10 protein-coding genes and 1 pseudogene are annotated in these 17437 nt (G+C 68.1%); 4 read left to right on the forward strand and 7 right to left on the reverse strand.

The window, feature by feature from the left end:
- The first annotated feature begins 18 nt into the window (after positions 1-18).
- Positions 19-1569 (forward strand): GGDEF domain-containing protein, encoded by a 1551-nt coding sequence (locus AC06E6_RS13255; RefSeq protein WP_104939752.1) that lies wholly within the window; start codon positions 19-21, stop codon positions 1567-1569.
- Positions 1570-1668: 99 nt separating this feature from the next.
- Here AC06E6_RS13255 and AC06E6_RS13260 read toward each other — a convergent pair whose 3' ends face one another.
- From AC06E6_RS13260 to AC06E6_RS13275, 4 genes are all read right to left on the reverse strand, one after another.
- On the reverse strand, positions 1669-4419 hold the full coding sequence (locus AC06E6_RS13260) for a M16 family metallopeptidase (RefSeq protein ID WP_240212406.1): 2751 nt from the start codon (positions 4417-4419) through the stop codon (positions 1669-1671).
- A gap of 257 nt (positions 4420-4676) precedes the next feature.
- A complete protein-coding gene (locus AC06E6_RS13265; protein WP_240212407.1) occupies positions 4677-6803 on the reverse strand; it encodes a peptidase domain-containing ABC transporter in 2127 nt (708 codons plus the stop codon).
- Positions 6804-7148: 345 nt separating this feature from the next.
- Positions 7149-7370 carry a hypothetical protein gene (locus tag AC06E6_RS13270; protein ID WP_161614927.1) on the reverse strand — a complete coding sequence of 74 codons (222 nt, stop codon included), beginning with the start codon at positions 7368-7370 and terminating at the stop codon, positions 7149-7151.
- Between the two features lie 84 nt (positions 7371-7454).
- The gene (locus tag AC06E6_RS13275; protein ID WP_478061649.1) at positions 7455-8765 is read right to left on the reverse strand and encodes an HlyD family secretion protein; all 1311 of its coding nucleotides are present in this window, start codon (positions 8763-8765) and stop codon (positions 7455-7457) included.
- A gap of 240 nt (positions 8766-9005) precedes the next feature.
- Between AC06E6_RS13275 and AC06E6_RS13280 the strand changes: the two genes are divergently transcribed.
- Positions 9006-9371: a helix-turn-helix transcriptional regulator gene (locus tag AC06E6_RS13280; protein ID WP_240212409.1), complete on the forward strand. Its 366-nt coding sequence runs from the start codon at positions 9006-9008 to the stop codon at positions 9369-9371.
- 56 nt (positions 9372-9427) lie between these two features.
- On the opposite strand, the gene AC06E6_RS13285 is transcribed toward AC06E6_RS13280, so the two are convergent.
- Positions 9428-10336: a DUF808 domain-containing protein gene (locus tag AC06E6_RS13285; protein ID WP_240212410.1), complete on the reverse strand. Its 909-nt coding sequence runs from the start codon at positions 10334-10336 to the stop codon at positions 9428-9430.
- A 57-nt stretch (positions 10337-10393) separates the two neighbouring features.
- Between AC06E6_RS13285 and AC06E6_RS13290 the strand changes: the two are divergent.
- Positions 10394-12167, forward strand: a pseudogene (locus AC06E6_RS13290) (ABC1 kinase family protein).
- A gap of 292 nt (positions 12168-12459) precedes the next feature.
- Entirely contained in the window at positions 12460-14562 is a 2103-nt protein-coding gene (locus AC06E6_RS13295) for a phosphoglycerol transferase I (protein WP_478061652.1), read from the forward strand.
- A 70-nt stretch (positions 14563-14632) separates the two neighbouring features.
- Here the strand turns inward: AC06E6_RS13295 and AC06E6_RS13300 are convergent, their stop codons facing one another.
- Positions 14633-17077: a DUF3772 domain-containing protein gene (locus AC06E6_RS13300; protein ID WP_240212412.1), complete on the reverse strand. Its 2445-nt coding sequence runs from the start codon at positions 17075-17077 to the stop codon at positions 14633-14635.
- A gap of 102 nt (positions 17078-17179) precedes the next feature.
- Positions 17180-17428 (reverse strand): hypothetical protein, encoded by a 249-nt coding sequence (locus AC06E6_RS13305; protein WP_104939759.1) that lies wholly within the window; start codon positions 17426-17428, stop codon positions 17180-17182.
- Positions 17429-17437: the final 9 nt, after the last annotated feature.

A 17437-nucleotide genomic window follows, 5' to 3' on the forward strand; every position in this document is an offset into this window, starting at 1 on the left:
GTCCGGAACCGCCTCGCGATGGCCGACAGCACCGACATTCCGCCCTCCAAGCCTGCCGGACTGGGACGCATCCTGTCACGCCGCCAGGTCATGGCCGGCGCCCCGGCGGCGGCCGCGCCGGCGCCGAAAGCCGCCGCGCACGGCCACGGCACGACGCCGCTGCAGCGGATCTTCGGCCACGCCCACGCGCCCGATGCGCTGCTGCACGCGTTCGCCCAGGGCATGTCCAGCCTGCCCGGGGAGCTCGGCGATCTCGGGCGGCTGCTGCAGAGCGCCTACGACGGCCAGGAATGGGAGCGCTACGGCCGCCTGCTGCGCCAGCTGATCGACAAGTACATCCGCACCATCGACCTGGAACCGGCGCAGGCCGGCAACAGCGAAGCCGAGCGGCTGCGCGACATGCTGCGCAACACCCTCGGCGCGGTGCTGTCCAGCCTGCTGCAGCAGGCGCCGGAACTGGAGACCCAGGCCCGGCGCATGGGCGAGGAACTGCGCGGCTGGCAATCCGGGCAATCGCTGGAACCGGTGGAACAGCACCTGCGCGAGCTGTGCCACCAGGTGGGCGTGCGCAACGATGTCCTGCACGAGCAGCACGACCTGCTGCTCAACCTGTTCGACCTGTTGCTGCACAACATCGCCGAGCTGATCGACGGCGGCAGCTGGCTGCATGGCCAGATCGGCAACGTGCGGCAGGTGCTGGCCGGGCCGCTGGACCGCACCTCGCTGGAACGCACCCGCAACGACCTGCGCGAGGTGATCTACCGCCAGGGCGTGCTGCGCCAGGGCATCGAGGAATCCAAGGCGGCGATGAAGGACCTGATGGTCGACTTCGTCGAGCAGGTCGAAGGCATGGCCTCGGAAACCGGCGATTACCACGACCGCATCGCCAGCTACGCGGTGGCGGTGCGCCAGGCGCGCAGCCTGGCCGACCTGGGCCAGCTGCTGCAGAACGTACTGCAGGACACCGCGCGCGTGCAGGCGCAGGCGCTGCGCGCGCGCGACCGCCTGGCCAGCGCGCGCGCCGAGGCGCTGGCCGCCGAACAGCGGGTGCAGCAGCTCGAGCGCGAGCTGGAGGAAGCCGGCAGCCAGCTGCGCACCGACCCGCTGACCGGCGCGCTGAACCGGCGGGGCCTGCAGGACGTCCTGGCCGAAGCGATGGGCGGCGCGCAGCCGCTGCTCAGCATCGCGATGCTGGACCTGGACCACTTCAGCCGCACCAACGCCGACCATGGCCACGCCGGTGGCGACCATGCGCTGCGCCACCTGGTGGCGACCGCGCAGACCCGCCTGGGCAGCCACGGCCAGGTCGCCCGCCTCGGCGGCGATGAATTCGTGCTGGTCCTGCCCGGCATGCCCCAGGACCAGGCCGACGCGCAGCTGCGGCGGTTGCAGGAAGCGCTGGCCCACCGCCCGTTCCAGCATGAGGGCCAGCGCGTGCACGTGCGCTTCAGCGCCGGCGTCGCGCAATGGCGCCCGGGCGAATCCGCCGACGCACTGCTGCAGCGCGCCGACCGCGCGCTCTACGCGGCCAAGCAGGCCGGTCGCGACCGGGTCGGCAACGCCGATTGACCCTGCCGCCGGCGCGGACCGCGGCCCCGCGGACGCGCGTCCAGCGATACGACCGGGGCAGCACGTGGCCGCCCCGGCATCCCTTTGCCTGATGCGGCGTTACTTGAAGTCGCCGGCCACGAACACGCTCAGGCTCTCCGGCTTGAGGTGCTTGCGGATGGCGGCATTGACCTGCTCGACCGTCAGCGCCTGGTAGGCCGCGTCGCGCTCGATCACGAACGCCATGGTGCGGTCGTAATCGAGCAGGCCCTGCAGCAGGCCGGCCACCGCGGCATCGCTGGCGCGCGACTGTTCGCGCTGCACGATGCGCGCGGCCACCGCGTCGCGCACTTCCTGCGCGGTCACCCCGTCGGACACCAGCCGTGCCAGCTCCTCGCGCAATGCGGTCTCGACCTTGCCCATGTTCTGCGGCGCAGCGATGGCCTGCACGGTAAGGCTGCCGTTGTCGTCGCGGCCGACGCGGCTGTCGTCCGCGCGCAGGCCGGCGCTCACGCCGTAGCTCAGGCCTTCGCGTTGGCGGATGCGGTCGGCCAGGCGCGACTTGAGCGGATCGCCACCCAGGATGTCCACGGCGATGCTCAGCGCCGGCATGTCGGCGTCGGCCACGTTGAGCGACAGGTTCTGCCGCGCCAGCAGCACCGCGTTGGGCTTGTCCGGCGTGGTGAAGCTCTCGCGGTGCGCGGCGCGCGGCTGGTAGCGCGTGGCGATGGGCGCGTAAGGCACCGGCGACTTCCAGCCGGCGAACAGTTCCTGCAGCTGCGCCTTCACCGCGTCGGGATCGAAGTCGCCCACCACGCTGATCTGGCCGCTGGCGGTCCCGTAGAAATCGCGGTGCCAGGCGCGCAGGTCGTCGAGCTTCAGCGCCTTGAGCTTGGCCAGGGACTCGTCCAGCGAATCGGCGTGCAGCGGATGGCCCGCCGGCCACGGATCGAAGTACCTGGCCATCGCCATCGACGCCTGCATGCCCGGCTCCTTGCGCTGCGCCTCGATCCCGGTGATGGCCTGCAGCCGCAGCTGCTCGAACTGGTCCTGCGGGAAGTCCGGCTGGCGCAGCACCTGCGCGGCCAGTGCCAGCGCCTCGGCCAGGGTTTCGCGCTTGCCGCTCAGGCGGATCTGCGCGCCCTGCAGGTTGCCGCCGATGGACGCCTCGGTCTTGAGCGCGTCGAAGCGGGCGACGAGCTGCTCGTAGCTCAGCCCCGCCGCGCCCCGCAGCAGCATCGATCCCACCCACTGCGCGGCGGTGTCGCGCCCGGTCACGGCCTGTTCGTTGCCGAACTCGAAACTGGCGTTGACGGTGACCGTCTGCCCGCGCGTCCGGCGCGGCAGCAGCGACACCTTCAGGCCCTCGCCCAGGGTGAAGGTCTGCGTGCGCGCGGCGATGTTCTGCGGCGTCGCCTCGAACGTTTCGCCCGCCTCAACCGCCGCCCGGCCGGTGTAACCGTCGACCACGCTGGCGATCGCCGGCGCGGCGGGAACCTCGGCGCGGTCCGGCGCATCGGTGGGCACGAACCGGCCCAGCGTGCGGTTGCTCGGCTTCAGGTATGCCGCCGCCACCCGGTTGACGTCCGCCGCGGTCACCCTGGCGATGGCGTCGCGCTGCATGAACAGCAGGCGCCAGTCGCCGGCCGCCTGGTATTCGGACAATGCCATCGCCACCGCGTTGACGTTGTTGAGCAGGTTCTCCTGGTCGTTGGCGATGCGCTGCTTGGCCGCCTCCACTTCCTCCCCGGTCACCGGCCGGGCCGCGATGGCTTCGGCCTGCCGCAGCAGCTCGGCTTCGGCCTTGGCCGCGTCGCCGTCCCTGGGCAGCACCGCGATCACGTTGAACAGCCCCGGATCGCGCATGCTCCCGCTGCCGGCTCCCGCGCCCACCGCCAGCTTGGTTTCCACCAGCGCCTTGTGCAGGCGCCCGCTGGGCGTATGCCCGAGCACATTGCCCAGCACCGCCAGCGCCGCGCTGTCGGCCTGCGCCAGCGCCGGCACGTGGTAGGTGGTGGCCACCAGCGACAGGTCGCCGCTGCGGCGCACCGTCACCTCGCGCTCGCCGTCCTGGGTCGGCTCGACGGTATGGAACGCCGGCAGCACGCGCGCCGGCTTCTTCAGCGGCCCGAAATGCGCGGCCACGCGCGCCAGCGTGGTGTCGGCGTCGATGCGGCCGGCCACGATCAGCAGCGCGTTGTCCGGCTGGTACCAGGTGCGGTAGAACGCCTGCAGGTTGCCGATCGGCACGTTCTCCACGTCCGACCGCGCGCCGATGGGCAGGTTGGCGTAGTTGTGCCAGTCGTAGGCGACCGAACGCATGCGCTTCATCAGCACGCCTGCAGGATTGTTGTCGCCGGCTTCCATCTCGTTGCGGACGACGGTCATCTCGCTGTCCAGGTCGGCCTTGGCGACCCTGGAATTGACCATGCGGTCCGCTTCCAGCGCCAACAGCCAGTCCAGCGTGTCGTCGTTGGCGGGGAACGAGGCGAAGTAATTGGTGCGGTCCAGCGAGGTGGTGGCGTTCTTGCTCACCCCGCGCTGCTGCATCTCGCCGGGGATGTCCGGATGCGTCGGCGTGCCCTTGAACAGCAGATGCTCCAGCAGGTGCGCCATGCCGGTCTCACCGTAGTTCTCCTGCATCGAGCCCACGCCGTAGACCAGGTTGACGGTGACGGTGGGCTTGCTCGCATCCGGGAACAGCAGCACCCGCAGTCCATTGGGCAGGCGATACTCGCAGATCCCCTCGACGCACGGCCCGGCCGTCACGGCGCGCGGCAGCGTCGCCGACTCGCCCTTGGCGTATACCGCCGGCATCAACGCAAACGAAAGTGCCACGCCCAGGGCGCAGGAAGACAGTTTCAGCATCATTTCCCCTTGTCTGATGATCGACACGACACGCCGGCCCGTACACCGCCGGCATTCACTGCAAGGCGCGCATGCGCCGCAAACCTGACGATTTGAGCCGGAACGCGCTTGTGGGCGCAACTGTCGAAACTGACAGCATCGCCCGGCTTCATCGCTCGTCTACGTCACAGGCATACGGATGCCTCGCCATCCGGCCGCGGCCATTGCGGGCAGGCATGTGTACATGAGGCATCGTCATCTTCATGCACGGATACGCCCTGCTACACCGGCATCGCTGCTGCTTCGGCTTCGGCTTCCACCGCCTCCGCGCTCCGCGGAGCCTGCGGACGCAGCTCCTGCACGATCCTTCCCTGCTCCATCACCAGCACGCGATCAGCGCTGGCGATGGTTTCCGGGCGATGGGCGACGATCACGCGGGCGACGTCCAGCCGCCGGATCGCCGCATTCACCAACTGCTCGTTGCCCACGTCCAGGTGGCTGGTCGCCTCGTCCAGGAACAGCAGCTTCGGCTGCCGGTACAGCGCACGCGCCAGAATGATGCGCTGCTTCTGCCCACCGGAGAGCGAGCTGCCCATGTCGCCGATAAGGCCGTGGTAGCCCATCGGCATCGCGGCGATATCGTCGTGCACCGCCGCCAGCCGCGCCGCCTGCTCGACCCGCTCAAGATCGAACTCGGGATCGAAGAAACCGATGTTGTCGGCGATGCTTCCGGCGAACAGCTGATCGTCCTGCATCACCGCGCCGACGATAGCGCGCACGTTGCGCGCGCCGAGCTTGTGCAGGTCGTGGCCGCCGACGTGAATGCTGCCCTCGCTGGGCTTGAGCAGGCCCAGCAGCAGCTTGACCAGCGTGGTCTTGCCGCACCCGGACGCACCAATGATCGCTACCGACTCGCCCGGCGCGATGCTGAAACTGCAGTCACGCAGCACCCACGGCTCGCCCTCGGCATAGCGGAAGGACAGGTTGCGCACCTCGATGCGTACGTCCTGCGGCGGCAACGCTTCCGGTAGCGCGTGATCGTCCTCCGGCGGCGTCAGCACGATATCGGCCAGACGCTCGCCGTGCAGGCGCAGCATGCGGAACTCCACCCATTTGTCGATCAGCGCGCTCATGCGCCCCGCAAACTGATCCTTGTAGGCCAGGTAGGCGATCAACATGCCCACCGAGAACACATTGCCCAGCGCCAACACCGCGCCGATCCAGATCACCGCAATGCGCTCGATACCGAATACGAGCTGGCTGGCACCATTGAACCCCAACCCAAGGTGTGCAAGCTTCACGTCCTTGTTGACCGTTTCCACCATCAGGTTGTCGTAGGTACTGCGACGCCGCGACTCCTCGCCCGCCACCTTCACGCTCTGCATGCCACGCAGCGATTCCAGCAGGTGGGTCTGCTGCTTCGCTGCAGCCACAAGCTGCTGCTCGGTGCCGTCGCGCAGCGGGCGGTAGGCCAGTGCGCGGATGCCGGCGTACAGGGCCACCGCCAGCAGCGTCACCAGCGCTAGCTTCCAGCTGTAGACCAGCATCAGGCCCAAAGTGACCACGGCCATCAGACCGTCAATCAGGGCTTCTACGAAGCTGGTGGTCAGCGTGCGCTGGATGGCCTGCACCGACGACAGGCGCGACGTCACGTCGCCCAAGTGGCGCTTCTCGAAGAAATCCAGCGGCAGCTTGAGCAAATGCGCAAACACATTGCCCATCCATTGCAAGCCCAGGCGCGACGACAGGTGCACCACCGCCACGCCGCGCAGCAGACCAATGCCAATCTGCAGCAGCAATGCCAGTCCGAAACCCAATCCCAGTACGGTGAGCAGGTCGCGGTCGGCCGAGACCAGCACCTGGTCCACCACCCACTGCATGAAAAACGGGGCCAGCACCACGAATACCTGCAAGGCCACCGACAGCAACAGGATCTGTCCCAGCGCACGCCACAGGCCCCGCACCGGGCCGGTCAACTGCCGCGCGGTGATCGCCGGCACCGCCTTCTGTGGCTTGAACCCGGCGCTCGGCGACAGTTCCAGCGCCACGCCGGTGAAATGTTCGGAAACCTCGGCCAGCGACAACACCCGTTCGCCGATGGCCGGGTCGAGAATCGTGACCTTGCTGCGGCCGACTTTGGCCAGCACCACGAAGTGGTTCAGATCCCAATGCAGGATGCAGGGCAGTTTCAGCTTGCCCAGATCCTCCATATCCAGTCGCAGCGGACGGGTGGAGAAGCCCAGTTGCTGGGCGATCTGGATCAGATGCGAAAGCTTGGCGCCCTTGAGCGATAGCGGGAAGCGGCGGCGCAGCTGCGGCAAACCGATATGGAGGCCGTGGGCGGAAGCAGCCATTGCCAGAGAGGCCAAGCCGCATTCGGCGGACTCGGATTGGAGGATTTGTTTCAACCTTCATGCCCTATCAATGCGTAATAGCAAGCCTTGATCCGTCCTGCCGCAGATCCGGCAATTTCAAGCCCACCGCCTGCTTGCACAAAATCCAGGGCATGCCCAGGAAATCACCTTCCCTTGCGCCTCCTTAAATCCATAAAACTGAACAACATCAAACAAAGAAAAATTCCAGCCCCCATAGAAATAAATGCCTCTGCATTAACCCGCCCACCCATCCTGAAAAATGCAACAACAAAAACAAAGAAAGAAAATATCATCAATACGAGCCTTCCCATATTTATTCTCCAAATCAACCATCAGGACCAACAAAGGGCGCCAAATAGACTTTGGCGCCCGTCAGACCTATTTTAGATTAGCTTCGCATGCGGCCTGCTTATCCATCAAAGACTTCTGGAAAGCCAACATACCCATCAATCCCGCAAACCCCGCAACGCCACCAGCGGCAAACCCTAAGCCCGTTGCAATTGACAGCCCCGCCAATATCAAAACATCACCACCATCCGCATCGCATTGCGAAGCAGCGCCATCAACAAACGAAACCTCCTCAGACATCAAATCGCGCATATCCTCAATCTCCAACGTATGCGACACAGACCCCCTGCGCCACGGGGCCGGGATACACCGGCAATCCATTACCTGCGAAGAAGATCAGCCATTGCCGACTTTCCCTTTCAGCGAATACAACGGCTCGAAAATCCATTCGATCAACCTACGCCGTTCGCCCATCACATCGGCGTCCAGCAGCATGCCGGGCTTGAGCGGCTCGGGCTTGCCATAGGCAGTGATGGCCTGCTGCGCCAGCGCCACGGTAATGCGGTAATACGGTTCGCCCTGCTGGGCATTGCCGATCAATGCCCCCAACTCGCCACTGCTCAATGCGCTGCGGCTGATGCGCGCCACCCGCCCCTCCTGGTGGCCGAATTTCTGGTACGGAAACGCCTGGTAGCGCAGCAGCACGGTATCGCCGGGGGCGATGAAGCCGATGGCACGGCTGGGCACCAGCAGTTCGGCTTCCAGCTTTCCGTCACCGGGCAGCAGGCTCAGCAACGGTTGTCCGGCCTGTACCGCCTGCCCCGGCTTGACGATCTGCGTGGCGACCACACCGGTTACCGGCGCCTTCACCAGCAGCGCACCACTGGCTTGCGTCTGCACCCGTTCCTGTTCCAGCTGGGCCAGATCGCGCTGGTAGCCGGCGTCGCTGGCCTGATGCTGGCCGGGCAGTTCGCGCTGTGCCTGCTGCAGTTGCGCCATCAGCCGGCGGGTGCCGATCGCTTGCCGCTGCAGGGTCTGCATCTGGCCGGTGTAGTCCAGCACCAGCGCTTCCTGCTGTTTGATCTGCAGCACGCTGACGTACTGCCCGCCCTCGAGCCGGCGCAGGCGATCGAGGGTTTCGCTGGCGATACGGATCTGCTGCTGGCGGGTGACTACTTCTGCCTCCACCTGCGCCAGTTCGCGCTGCGCATTCGCCAGTTGACTGGCGATGCCCTGCGCCTGCGCCTGCAACTGTGCATGCTGGGCCTGTTGTGTAGCGAGCAGACCGTCCTGCCGTTGCTGCAGACGTTGTTCCAGGGCCGCCTGCGTGTCGCCGCTGCCTTGGGTGGCACGCGGTACGGTGACCAAGGCCAGCATGCCGCCGGCGGCGACCTGCCCTCCCTCCGGAACTTCCATACGCGTCACGACGCCACTGGCAGGCGCCACTACGGTCGCCAACCCCTGCGTTGGCACCAGTTGACCCGTGACGGTGGAACGGCGGGTATAAGTCCCCAAGGTGATGAACAGCACGATGGCGGACGCGGCCACTACCGCCAGCCCGGTCAGTACCCACAGCCGCAGCGGTTGCGCCAGCGAAATGCCGCCCAGCCAGCTGGTGCGGCGAGCCTTGAGCACTTCATCGCGGAACAACGGTTGCGACATTGCATCCCCATGCGTCGTCATCGGACGAGAACGACTCTTTCCCATCTACGGAGATGCGGCAAGCCTCGATACATGCCACATCTGATGACACAACCGCTTCATGAACCAGACACGACGGCACATATGAGACAGCTGTCAGCCTTAATGACCAAATGCGACAGTATCGATGGCATGCCTATCTGACGTGGCGACATGCCATCGTGGAATCAGTCGTGAGCCTTGATCAGGCGGCCCCATCCCGGTCGTGCCTATAATGACCACGTTCCTGTAGGGGGAAGGAGTGAAATGGCGGGAAGCCTGGGAATAAGAATCCGCATGGCGCGACAGCGGAAGAAGATGACGCAGGGCGAACTGGCCGCGGAACTGCGGGTCAGCCGCAGCGCGGTCGGCAACTGGGAAAGCGTTACCGGGATTTCGCCCAGCAGTACGCGCCTGATCGCCATCGCGCTGGCAACGGACGTCTCGTACGAATGGCTGGCAACGGGCCGCGGCGAGCCCTCACTGCGCGAGGACTGGACGCCCGCCGCCGACGCCGAGCTGGTCGACGATCCGGTCGAACGGCGCCTGCTGCACGCATTCCGCCACGCCCGCTCGGCCACGCGCAGGAGGGTGTTGCAGATGCTCGAGGCAAGCACGACGTTACGCACCTGAGAAGCGCCATCGAGATGGCGCCCTGCGGCATCCTCATCTGGCGGGACATGTGAGGCTCAATGCGCCGACTTGCCGCTCCGCAGTCGTTGCACCCCGCTCACCGCCACCAGCACCAGCGCGCCGACCAGGATGCCGATCACCACGCTGCCCAGCGCGTTGGCCGCGATCTCCCAGGACGGTGACGGAATCCAGCCCACCACCAAGTGGTGCAGTGCCGGTATCGCGTGCACGAGGATGCCGCCGCCCACCAGGAACATCGCCGCGGTGCCGGCGATCGACAGGCCGCGCATCAACCACGGCATGGCGCGCAGGATGCCGCGGCCCAGCGCGGCGGCGGCACGGCCGCGACGCAGCAGCCACAGGCCGATGTCGTCGAGCTTGACGATGCCTGCGACCAGTCCGTAGACGAACACCGTCATCGCCAGGGCGATGGCCGCCAGCACCAGCACCCGCTGCAGGAACGGCACGTGCGCCACCACGCCCAGCGACAGCACGATGATCTCGGCCGAGAGGATGAAATCGGTGCGGATCGCGCCGCGCACCTTGTCCTTTTCCCAGGCGACCATGTCCACCTCGGCATCGGCCAGCGCCTGGATGCGCTCGGTGTGGCGTTGCGCGTCTTCCTTGCCGTGGAGGAACTTGTGCGCCAGCTTTTCCACACCCTCGTAACAGAGGAACGCACCGCCGAGCATCATCAGCGGCGTGATCGCCCACGGCAGCCATGCGCTGATCGCCAGCGCCGCCGGCACCAGGATCGCCTTGTTGAGCAGCGAGCCCTTGGCCACCGCCCAGACCACCGGTAGTTCGCGCGCGGCACTGACCCCGGTGACCTGCTGCGCATTGAGCGCCAGGTCGTCGCCAAGCACGCCGGCGGTCTTCTTGGCCGCGACCTTGGTGAGGATGGAAACGTCGTCGAGCAGGGTCGCGATATCGTCGAGCAGGGCGAACAGGCCGGCTCCAGCCATGGGGCACCGTGAGTGTTGGGGACTCCGCGATTGTCCCGCATCGCGGCGCCGCGCGACATGCCCGCCACGTTCACCCGGCGACCACCGGCCGCCGGTGACACTGCCAGGCCATGCCGTACGGGAGAACGCCTTGACCGCAGCGAAACAAGATCCGGCCGCGCCCACCACCGTCGGCAGCATGAGCCGGCGCCAGCAGATCCTGCGGTTGCTGCTGCGCTATCGCAATTCGGGGGTATTTTCCGGGCTGCAGCTGGACGGCGAGCCACCACGCAACACCCGGCTGCCCGATGATGCCGATCCGGCGCAGTTCGTGGCCGACCTGGAGGCATTGGGGACGACCTTCGTCAAGCTCGGCCAGGTGCTGTCCACGCGCCCGGACATGATCCCGCTGGAGTACGTGGCCGCGCTGGAGCGCATGCAGGAGCAGGTCGCGCCGATCCCGGTCGAGCAGGTGCGCGCGGTGATAGAGGAAGAGCTGCAGGCGCCGGTCGGCAAGCTGTTCGCCGTGTTCGACCCGGAGCCGCTGGGCTGCGCCTCCATCGCCCAGGTCCATCGCGCGGTGCTGCACGATGGCCGCGAAGTGGCGATCAAGGTGCAGAAGCCCGATGTCGCCGCGCAGCTGCGCTCGGACATCGCGGTGCTGCGCAGCTTTGCCAGCGCCGCCGATCACCTGACCCGGGTCGGCCGCCGCGTGCGCTTCGCCGACTGGCTGGACGAGTTTGCCACCACCCTGCGCATGGAGCTGGACTACGAAGCGGAGGCGGCGAACCTGGCGCGCTTCGGCCAGCACCTGGCGCCATATCCCGAGCTGTGGGTGCCGCAGCCGCTGTGGGACCTGTGCCGGCGGCGGGTGCTGACCATGGAACTGGTGCATGGCGTGCGCGTGGACGCGATCCCGCCGGTGCGCCGCACCGAGCAGTCGATGCAGCCACTGGCCGCGGCGCTGGTACGCGGCTACCTGGACCAGATTTTCGTGCACGGCGAGATCCATGCCGACCCGCATCCGGGCAACCTGCGGGTGACCGACGACCAGCGCTTGGCGGTGTTCGACCTGGGCATGGTCGCGCACGTGCCGCCGCGCCTGCGCGAACGGCTGCTCAAGGTGCTGTTCGCGGCGGTGGACGGGCGTGGCGAGGAAGTGGCCGACGAAATCATCGGCATCAGCACGCGCCTGGAGGACTACGACGAGGAGCGCTACCTGCGCCTGACCGGGCAGATGATTGCCCGCTATGCCGCCAACGACACCCTGTCCGAGGGCCGCGTGGTCCTGGAGATCGTGCGCATCGCCACCGCCTGCGACCTGCGCACGCCGCCGGAGCTGAGCCTGCTGGGCAAGGCGCTGCTCAACCTGGAAGGGGCGTGCCGGCTGCTGGCACCGGAGCTGGATACACGCAGCGTGGTCGAGCGCCAGCTGCAGCACGTGATGCGCGCGCGTCTGGTCAAGTCGTTGTCGATGGCCAACGTCGCCAGCGAGGCGATGGAACTGCAGCAGTTGTTGCGCACCGGCCCGCGGCGGGTGTCCGACATCCTCAGCCTGGTGGCCGAGAACCGGCTGCAGATGAAGGTCACCGGGCTGGAGGAATCGCGGCTGATGGAGAACATCCAGAAAGTCGCCAACCGCATCGCCGCCGGCCTGATCACCGCCGCGCTGCTGCTGTCGTCGGTGCTGTTGATGCGCGTGCCCAGCCGCTTCTCGCTGTTCGGCTACCCGGCGTTCGCGATGCTGCTGTTCCTGGTCGGCGTGGTGATCGGCCTGGGCCTGATCGTCAGCGCGCTGCTGTTCGACCGCCGTACCCGTGCACGGGCGCGCGAGGAACGCGGGCACCGCTGACCCCCTGCGCGGTGACACCACCGCGCGGATGCCGTGCGGCATTGCGCACCGGTAAACGCACGCGTCCGCGCGGTGTGTGCGCGGTGCGCGCATGCCCTGCACACGGGAATCCAGGCCGCTGATGGACACGGTGTCGCGGCATGCGCCATGCCGCTTCCTGCAAACATTTCAGTCAGGTTCGTCTGTGCATGATTTCCGTCATCCACGTTTCATGAGCCTGACATGGGCATGTGGATCGCGCCTTTGCTCCCCGTGCGAAGGCGCCTTCCGTCTCCACTACCCAAGCGACCGCATGCATTGGACTTTCTGGCTGTACCTGCCCGCCCTGTTCCTGTTGTTGCTGTGTACGCCCGTGCTGGCGCGGCTCAAGGCGGCACTGTTGGCACTGACGCTGCTGGCGTTCAGCGGGTGGTGGCTGATCGATCGGCTGAGCGGTGATGGCATCAACTCGGCCACGCTCTACCACCTGCGCAGCGACATGGAAGGGGCGGGCGTCGGCGACTTCACCGGGTATATCGCCGCGTTCGCGGTACTGGCGGTACTTTCGCTGGTTCCACTGCTGCTGGTGCGGGTGCGGCGCCTGCACCGGCCACGCCATGGCGGCCTGCTGACGGCGGCATTCGCGGCGCTGCTGGTGGCCGCGGTCGTTGGCAGCCCGCTGTACGGCGACGCGCGGCGCATGTACCAGCAGATGAAACCGGTCGACTACAGCGCGGTGGCGCCGGAGTACGTGGTTCCCACGCAGGCGCTGGCGCGTGCCAGGAACATCGTGTGGATCTACGGCGAAAGCCTGGAACGCACCTACCTGGACGAGCGCGTGTTCCCCGGGCTGATGCCGAACCTGCAACGGCTGGCCGGGCAGGCGCTGGACCTGCGCGGCATCGCCTCGGCCGACGGCAGCGGCTGGACCATCGCCGGGCTGGTGTCTTCGATGTGCGGCGTGCCGCTGACCACCGCGCAGGGCGACGAGAACAGCATGGGCCGCATGGGCAGCTTCCTGCCGGAAGCGTTCTGCCTGGGCGACTATCTGAAACAGCAGGGCTACAGCAACCATTACCTGGGCGGCGCCAACGGCCAGTTCGCGGCCAAGGCCGATTTCCTTGCCAGCCACGGCTACGACGACATCCGCGACCTAGCCTGGTTCCGGCAGCAGCGCATCGCTGCCCGGCATTTCTCCAATTGGGGCATCCACGACGACGTGCTGCTGGAACGCGCCTACGACCGCTTCATCGAGCTGTCGCGCGCCGGCCAGCCGTTCATGCTCACCGCGCTGACCATGGATACCCACCATCCGGCCGGGCACCTGCCGGTGGCGTGCAAGGGCACGCGCTACCGCAGCGCGCATGGCGACATCGGCCTGCTCAATGCGCTCAAGTGCACCGACCGGCTGATCGCGCGGCTGGTGGACCGCATCCGCGCCAGCGAGTTCGGCGACGACACGCTGGTGGTGGTCGCCTCCGACCACCTGGCCATGCCCAACGACCTGAGCCACGTGCTGGAAACCCTGCAGCGCGAGAACCTGCTGCTGTTCCTGGGCAAGGACATCGCCCCGCGCCAGCTGTTCGCCAGCGCCGGCACCACCCTGGACTCGGGCGCGACGCTGCTGCAGCTGCTGGATCCGGCAATCGACGCGATCGGCTTCGGCCGCTCGCTGCTGGCAACGCCACGCGCGGCCAGCGCCAGCGTCGCCGCGCTCAAGGCCGATCCGTCCGACTATGCGCGCTACCGCGCGTTCGCGCGCTCGTTGTGGCTCGGCGAACAGACCCGCGTGCTGCGCCTGGAAGGCGACCAGGTGCTGGTCGGCGTGCAGAAGGTGCAGCCGCCAGTGCTGCTGGAATACGACGCGCAGTGGGCGCTGGAGTCGGTGTACCTGGAGAACACCTCGCGCCGCTTCGACGAGGCCGACCCCAGCCACCGCCTCGCCTATGTGGACCGCTGCACCGCGTTCGAGGACGCCTCGGTCGACGGCGACTGGTGCGCGCTGCTGGTGGACAGCGACCAGGGCATGCGCCTGTACCGCGACGCGCAGCTGCGCCGCGGCATCGCCGTGGACGCGCCGCTGGAGCCGTTCCATGGCCCACGCCCGAGCGTGCGCCAGTCGCGCATGATCAGCCGTACCGCGCAGCCCACCCGTCCCGGCCAGTACGTGCTGGAGCTGTACGCAAGCCAGCGCCCGGCACGCGCCTTCTGGGTCGAGGCGGTGTCGCCGCAGCGCAAGGTGGTCGTGGCACAGCAATGGGTCCAGCCGGACAGCGACGGCCGCATCCGCCTGCCACTGGGCCTGGACGAAGAGATCGACGACCTGGAGATACGTGCCTGGCTGGGCCACGCCGAGACCCTGGCGGTGGAGCGTTACGCGCTGGTGCCGGCGATCCGCGCCCGCCCGCGTTCCTGAGCCGCCACGCGGCCCTTGCCGTGGACCCGGCCGACGCCGCCCGGCGACCGGTGCCGCCGACGCCGGCGGTTCAATGCGCCGGGTCGCCGGGCTGCGGATCGGCGTGCAGGACGCGTACGTCGGTGGGGGTCACCAGCGCGATGCCCTGCTCGGCGGTGGCGCGCAGCAGTTCGAACAGCAGGTCCGAGCGCACGCCGTATACGGCACGCGGGCTGGACACGTAGGCGAAGCAGTTCAGCGCCACCAGGCCGCCGCTGATGGAGTCGATGAACACCGACGGCGCCGGGTCCGCCAGCACCTTCTCATGCCCGGCGAACAGGTCCAGCAGCAGTTGCCGCACGCGTCCCACGTCGGCGCCCAGCGGCACCGAGAACTGGATCTGCACGCGGCCCAGCGCGTTGGCCATCGTCATGTTGCGGATGGTCTTGGTGATCAGCTCCGAGTTGGGCACGATCAACGTGGACTTGTCGCCCACCTGGATCTCGGTCGAGCGCACCGAGATGCGACGGATGTCGCCCTCCTGGTCGCCGATCTTCACCCAGTCGCCGATCTTCACCGGGCGCTCGGCGAGCAGGATCAGACCGGACACGAAGTTCTGGGTGATCGCCTGCAGGCCGAAGCCGATGCCCACCGACAAGGCGCTGGCCAGCAGCGCCAGTTTCTCGAAGCCGATGCCCAGCGTGGCCAGCGACCACAGCACCGCCAGCGCGATGCCCAGGTAGCGGGCGACCGTGCTGATCGAATTGCGCGCACCGGTATCCAGGCCGGTCTTCGGCAGCCAGGTATCCACCAGCCATTGCTGCAGCACCTTCATCAGGCCCAGGCCGAGCAGCAGCACCACCACCGCCCACAGCAGCGCCGCCGGGCGCAGCGTCTGCCCGCCGATCTTCAGGCCGGTATTCAGCGTGTCCAGCCAGGCGGTCAGCGCCGCGGTATTGCCGAACCACACCACCACCGCGGCAACGCCCAGCAGCACCAGGGTGATGCGCAGCGCGGCCGACAGCAGCACGCCGGCCTGCTCCAGCCGCGCCGGCGACACGCCGGTGGACAGCCGCAGGGTGCGGCCGAAGGCACTGTCCGGCGCGAACAGCCACAGCGACAGGTCGTCGGCGAAGCGGGTCAGAAGCGCGACCGCCATCACCACCACGGTGACCCACACCATCTGCTGGGCGACGAACATCGCGAAGTTGAGATAGCCCAGCAGCGTGGCCACCAGCGCCGACAGCACGGTCAGGTGGCCGCCCAGCCGCGCCAGTACCAGCCAGCCGCTGCGGGTGGCGCGTGGCGGCCTGCCATCGGCGGTGCCCGCCTCCTGCTCGGCCTGCGCGGCCGCTGCGGCACGGCGCCGGTGCAGCCGCGCCAGCGTCACCAGCGCCGCCATGATCAACGCCACGTAGCTCAACGCGACCAGGCCATCGAGCGTGACCGTGCTCACCGTGGAGGTACGCGCCGAGCGGTTGATCTCGCGCAGCAGCGCGGACAGCCAGGTCAGCCCGGCCGCGCCCCAGGCGAACCGGCGCAGGTGCAGCGCGGCGACGTCGTCGATGCCCAGCAGCCGCCATGACGGCCGGTGCGGCACCAGCAGGCTGGCCGCCAGCGCGGCGTAGAAGGCGGCCACGAAGCTGGCCATGACGAAGATGTCGGCCACCGATTCCAGCCGCGGCGGAATCGCCGAGATGCCGCGCAGGCTGGCGACCACGACCATCGCCGCGAAACCCGGCAACAGGGTGCCGACCAGCAGCAGCCACACCGCCAGCCCGGAGCGCCGCAGGCGCCCGTCCGGGGCCAGTTCGGAGGCGGCGTAGCGGCGACCCAGGCGGCGCAGCCACAGACGCAGCGGGAACACCATCAGCAATGCCAGTCCCGCGCCCACCAGCGGCGCGGTCCAGCCGTGCGCCGCCACCGCCGCCTTCAGGCCGCCGGCGGCCTGCCGGTAAAGCCCCTGCAGCCGTGCCAGGTCGTCGGGCAGGCTGGCGGCGAACTGCCGCCACAGCGCCGGCGACAGCGGCGAGCCGACCTTGCGCCCGAGCTGCTCACCGAACTGCTGGGCGCGCGTCTTCTCGATCGAATCGCTCAGCTGCCGCGCATCCTCGGCCAGCAGCTTGCCGCGCTTGATGTCCGCATCGAGCTGGCTGCGCTGCTGGTCCAGCGCACCGCGCTGGCGGCTGATGCTGCGTTCCTCGGTGGCGCCGTCGTCCAGCGGCCCGAGCTGGGCGATGCGGGCGTCGATCTGCTCCAGCTGCGGCGCCAGCGCAGCCACCGCCGCATCGGCATCGCGCTTGGCCTGCAGCGCCTGCTCGGACAGCGTCCGCAGCGTTTCCGGCGCATCGGCGTCGTCGAGCGAGCGGCGTACCGCCTGCAGCGCGCGCTCGGCCTGGGTGATACGGGCCTGCGGCGATGGCGCCTCGGTGGCGGTGTCGACCGCCGCGGCCACCCCGGTCGACACCCCGCTGCCGACCAGCAGGAACACCAGCAACAACGCGCGCAGCAACGGGAAACGGTGGCGGAGGGACAAGGCGGTGGACCGGCGGGCATGCGCGGACCACCGCGCGTGTGCGGACTATAAGTCAGCGCGCGTCCACGCTCCGCAAACGGCGCGCCACCCGCGCCGCGACCGTCAGTACTTCAGGCCGAGCTCGGCCACGTGCGGCCGGTGCGTGGCGTACAGGTCCTGGAATTCCTCCTCGGTGAGCTCGTCGGGCGCGTACACCGCCACCGGATCCCATTGCCGGTCGGTGGCCAGCGGCTGCCGCGGCCCGGCGCGCAGCGAGTAGCTCGCGCCCGCGTACTCGACCAGGTCCGGCACCTGCTCCCAGCGCTCGCGCGCGTAGCGCTCCGGGTCCGTGAGAAGGATCACCGCGTACATGTGCGTCTC

The organism is Stenotrophomonas sp. Steno-Z10-HUANG, assembly GCF_056393075.1.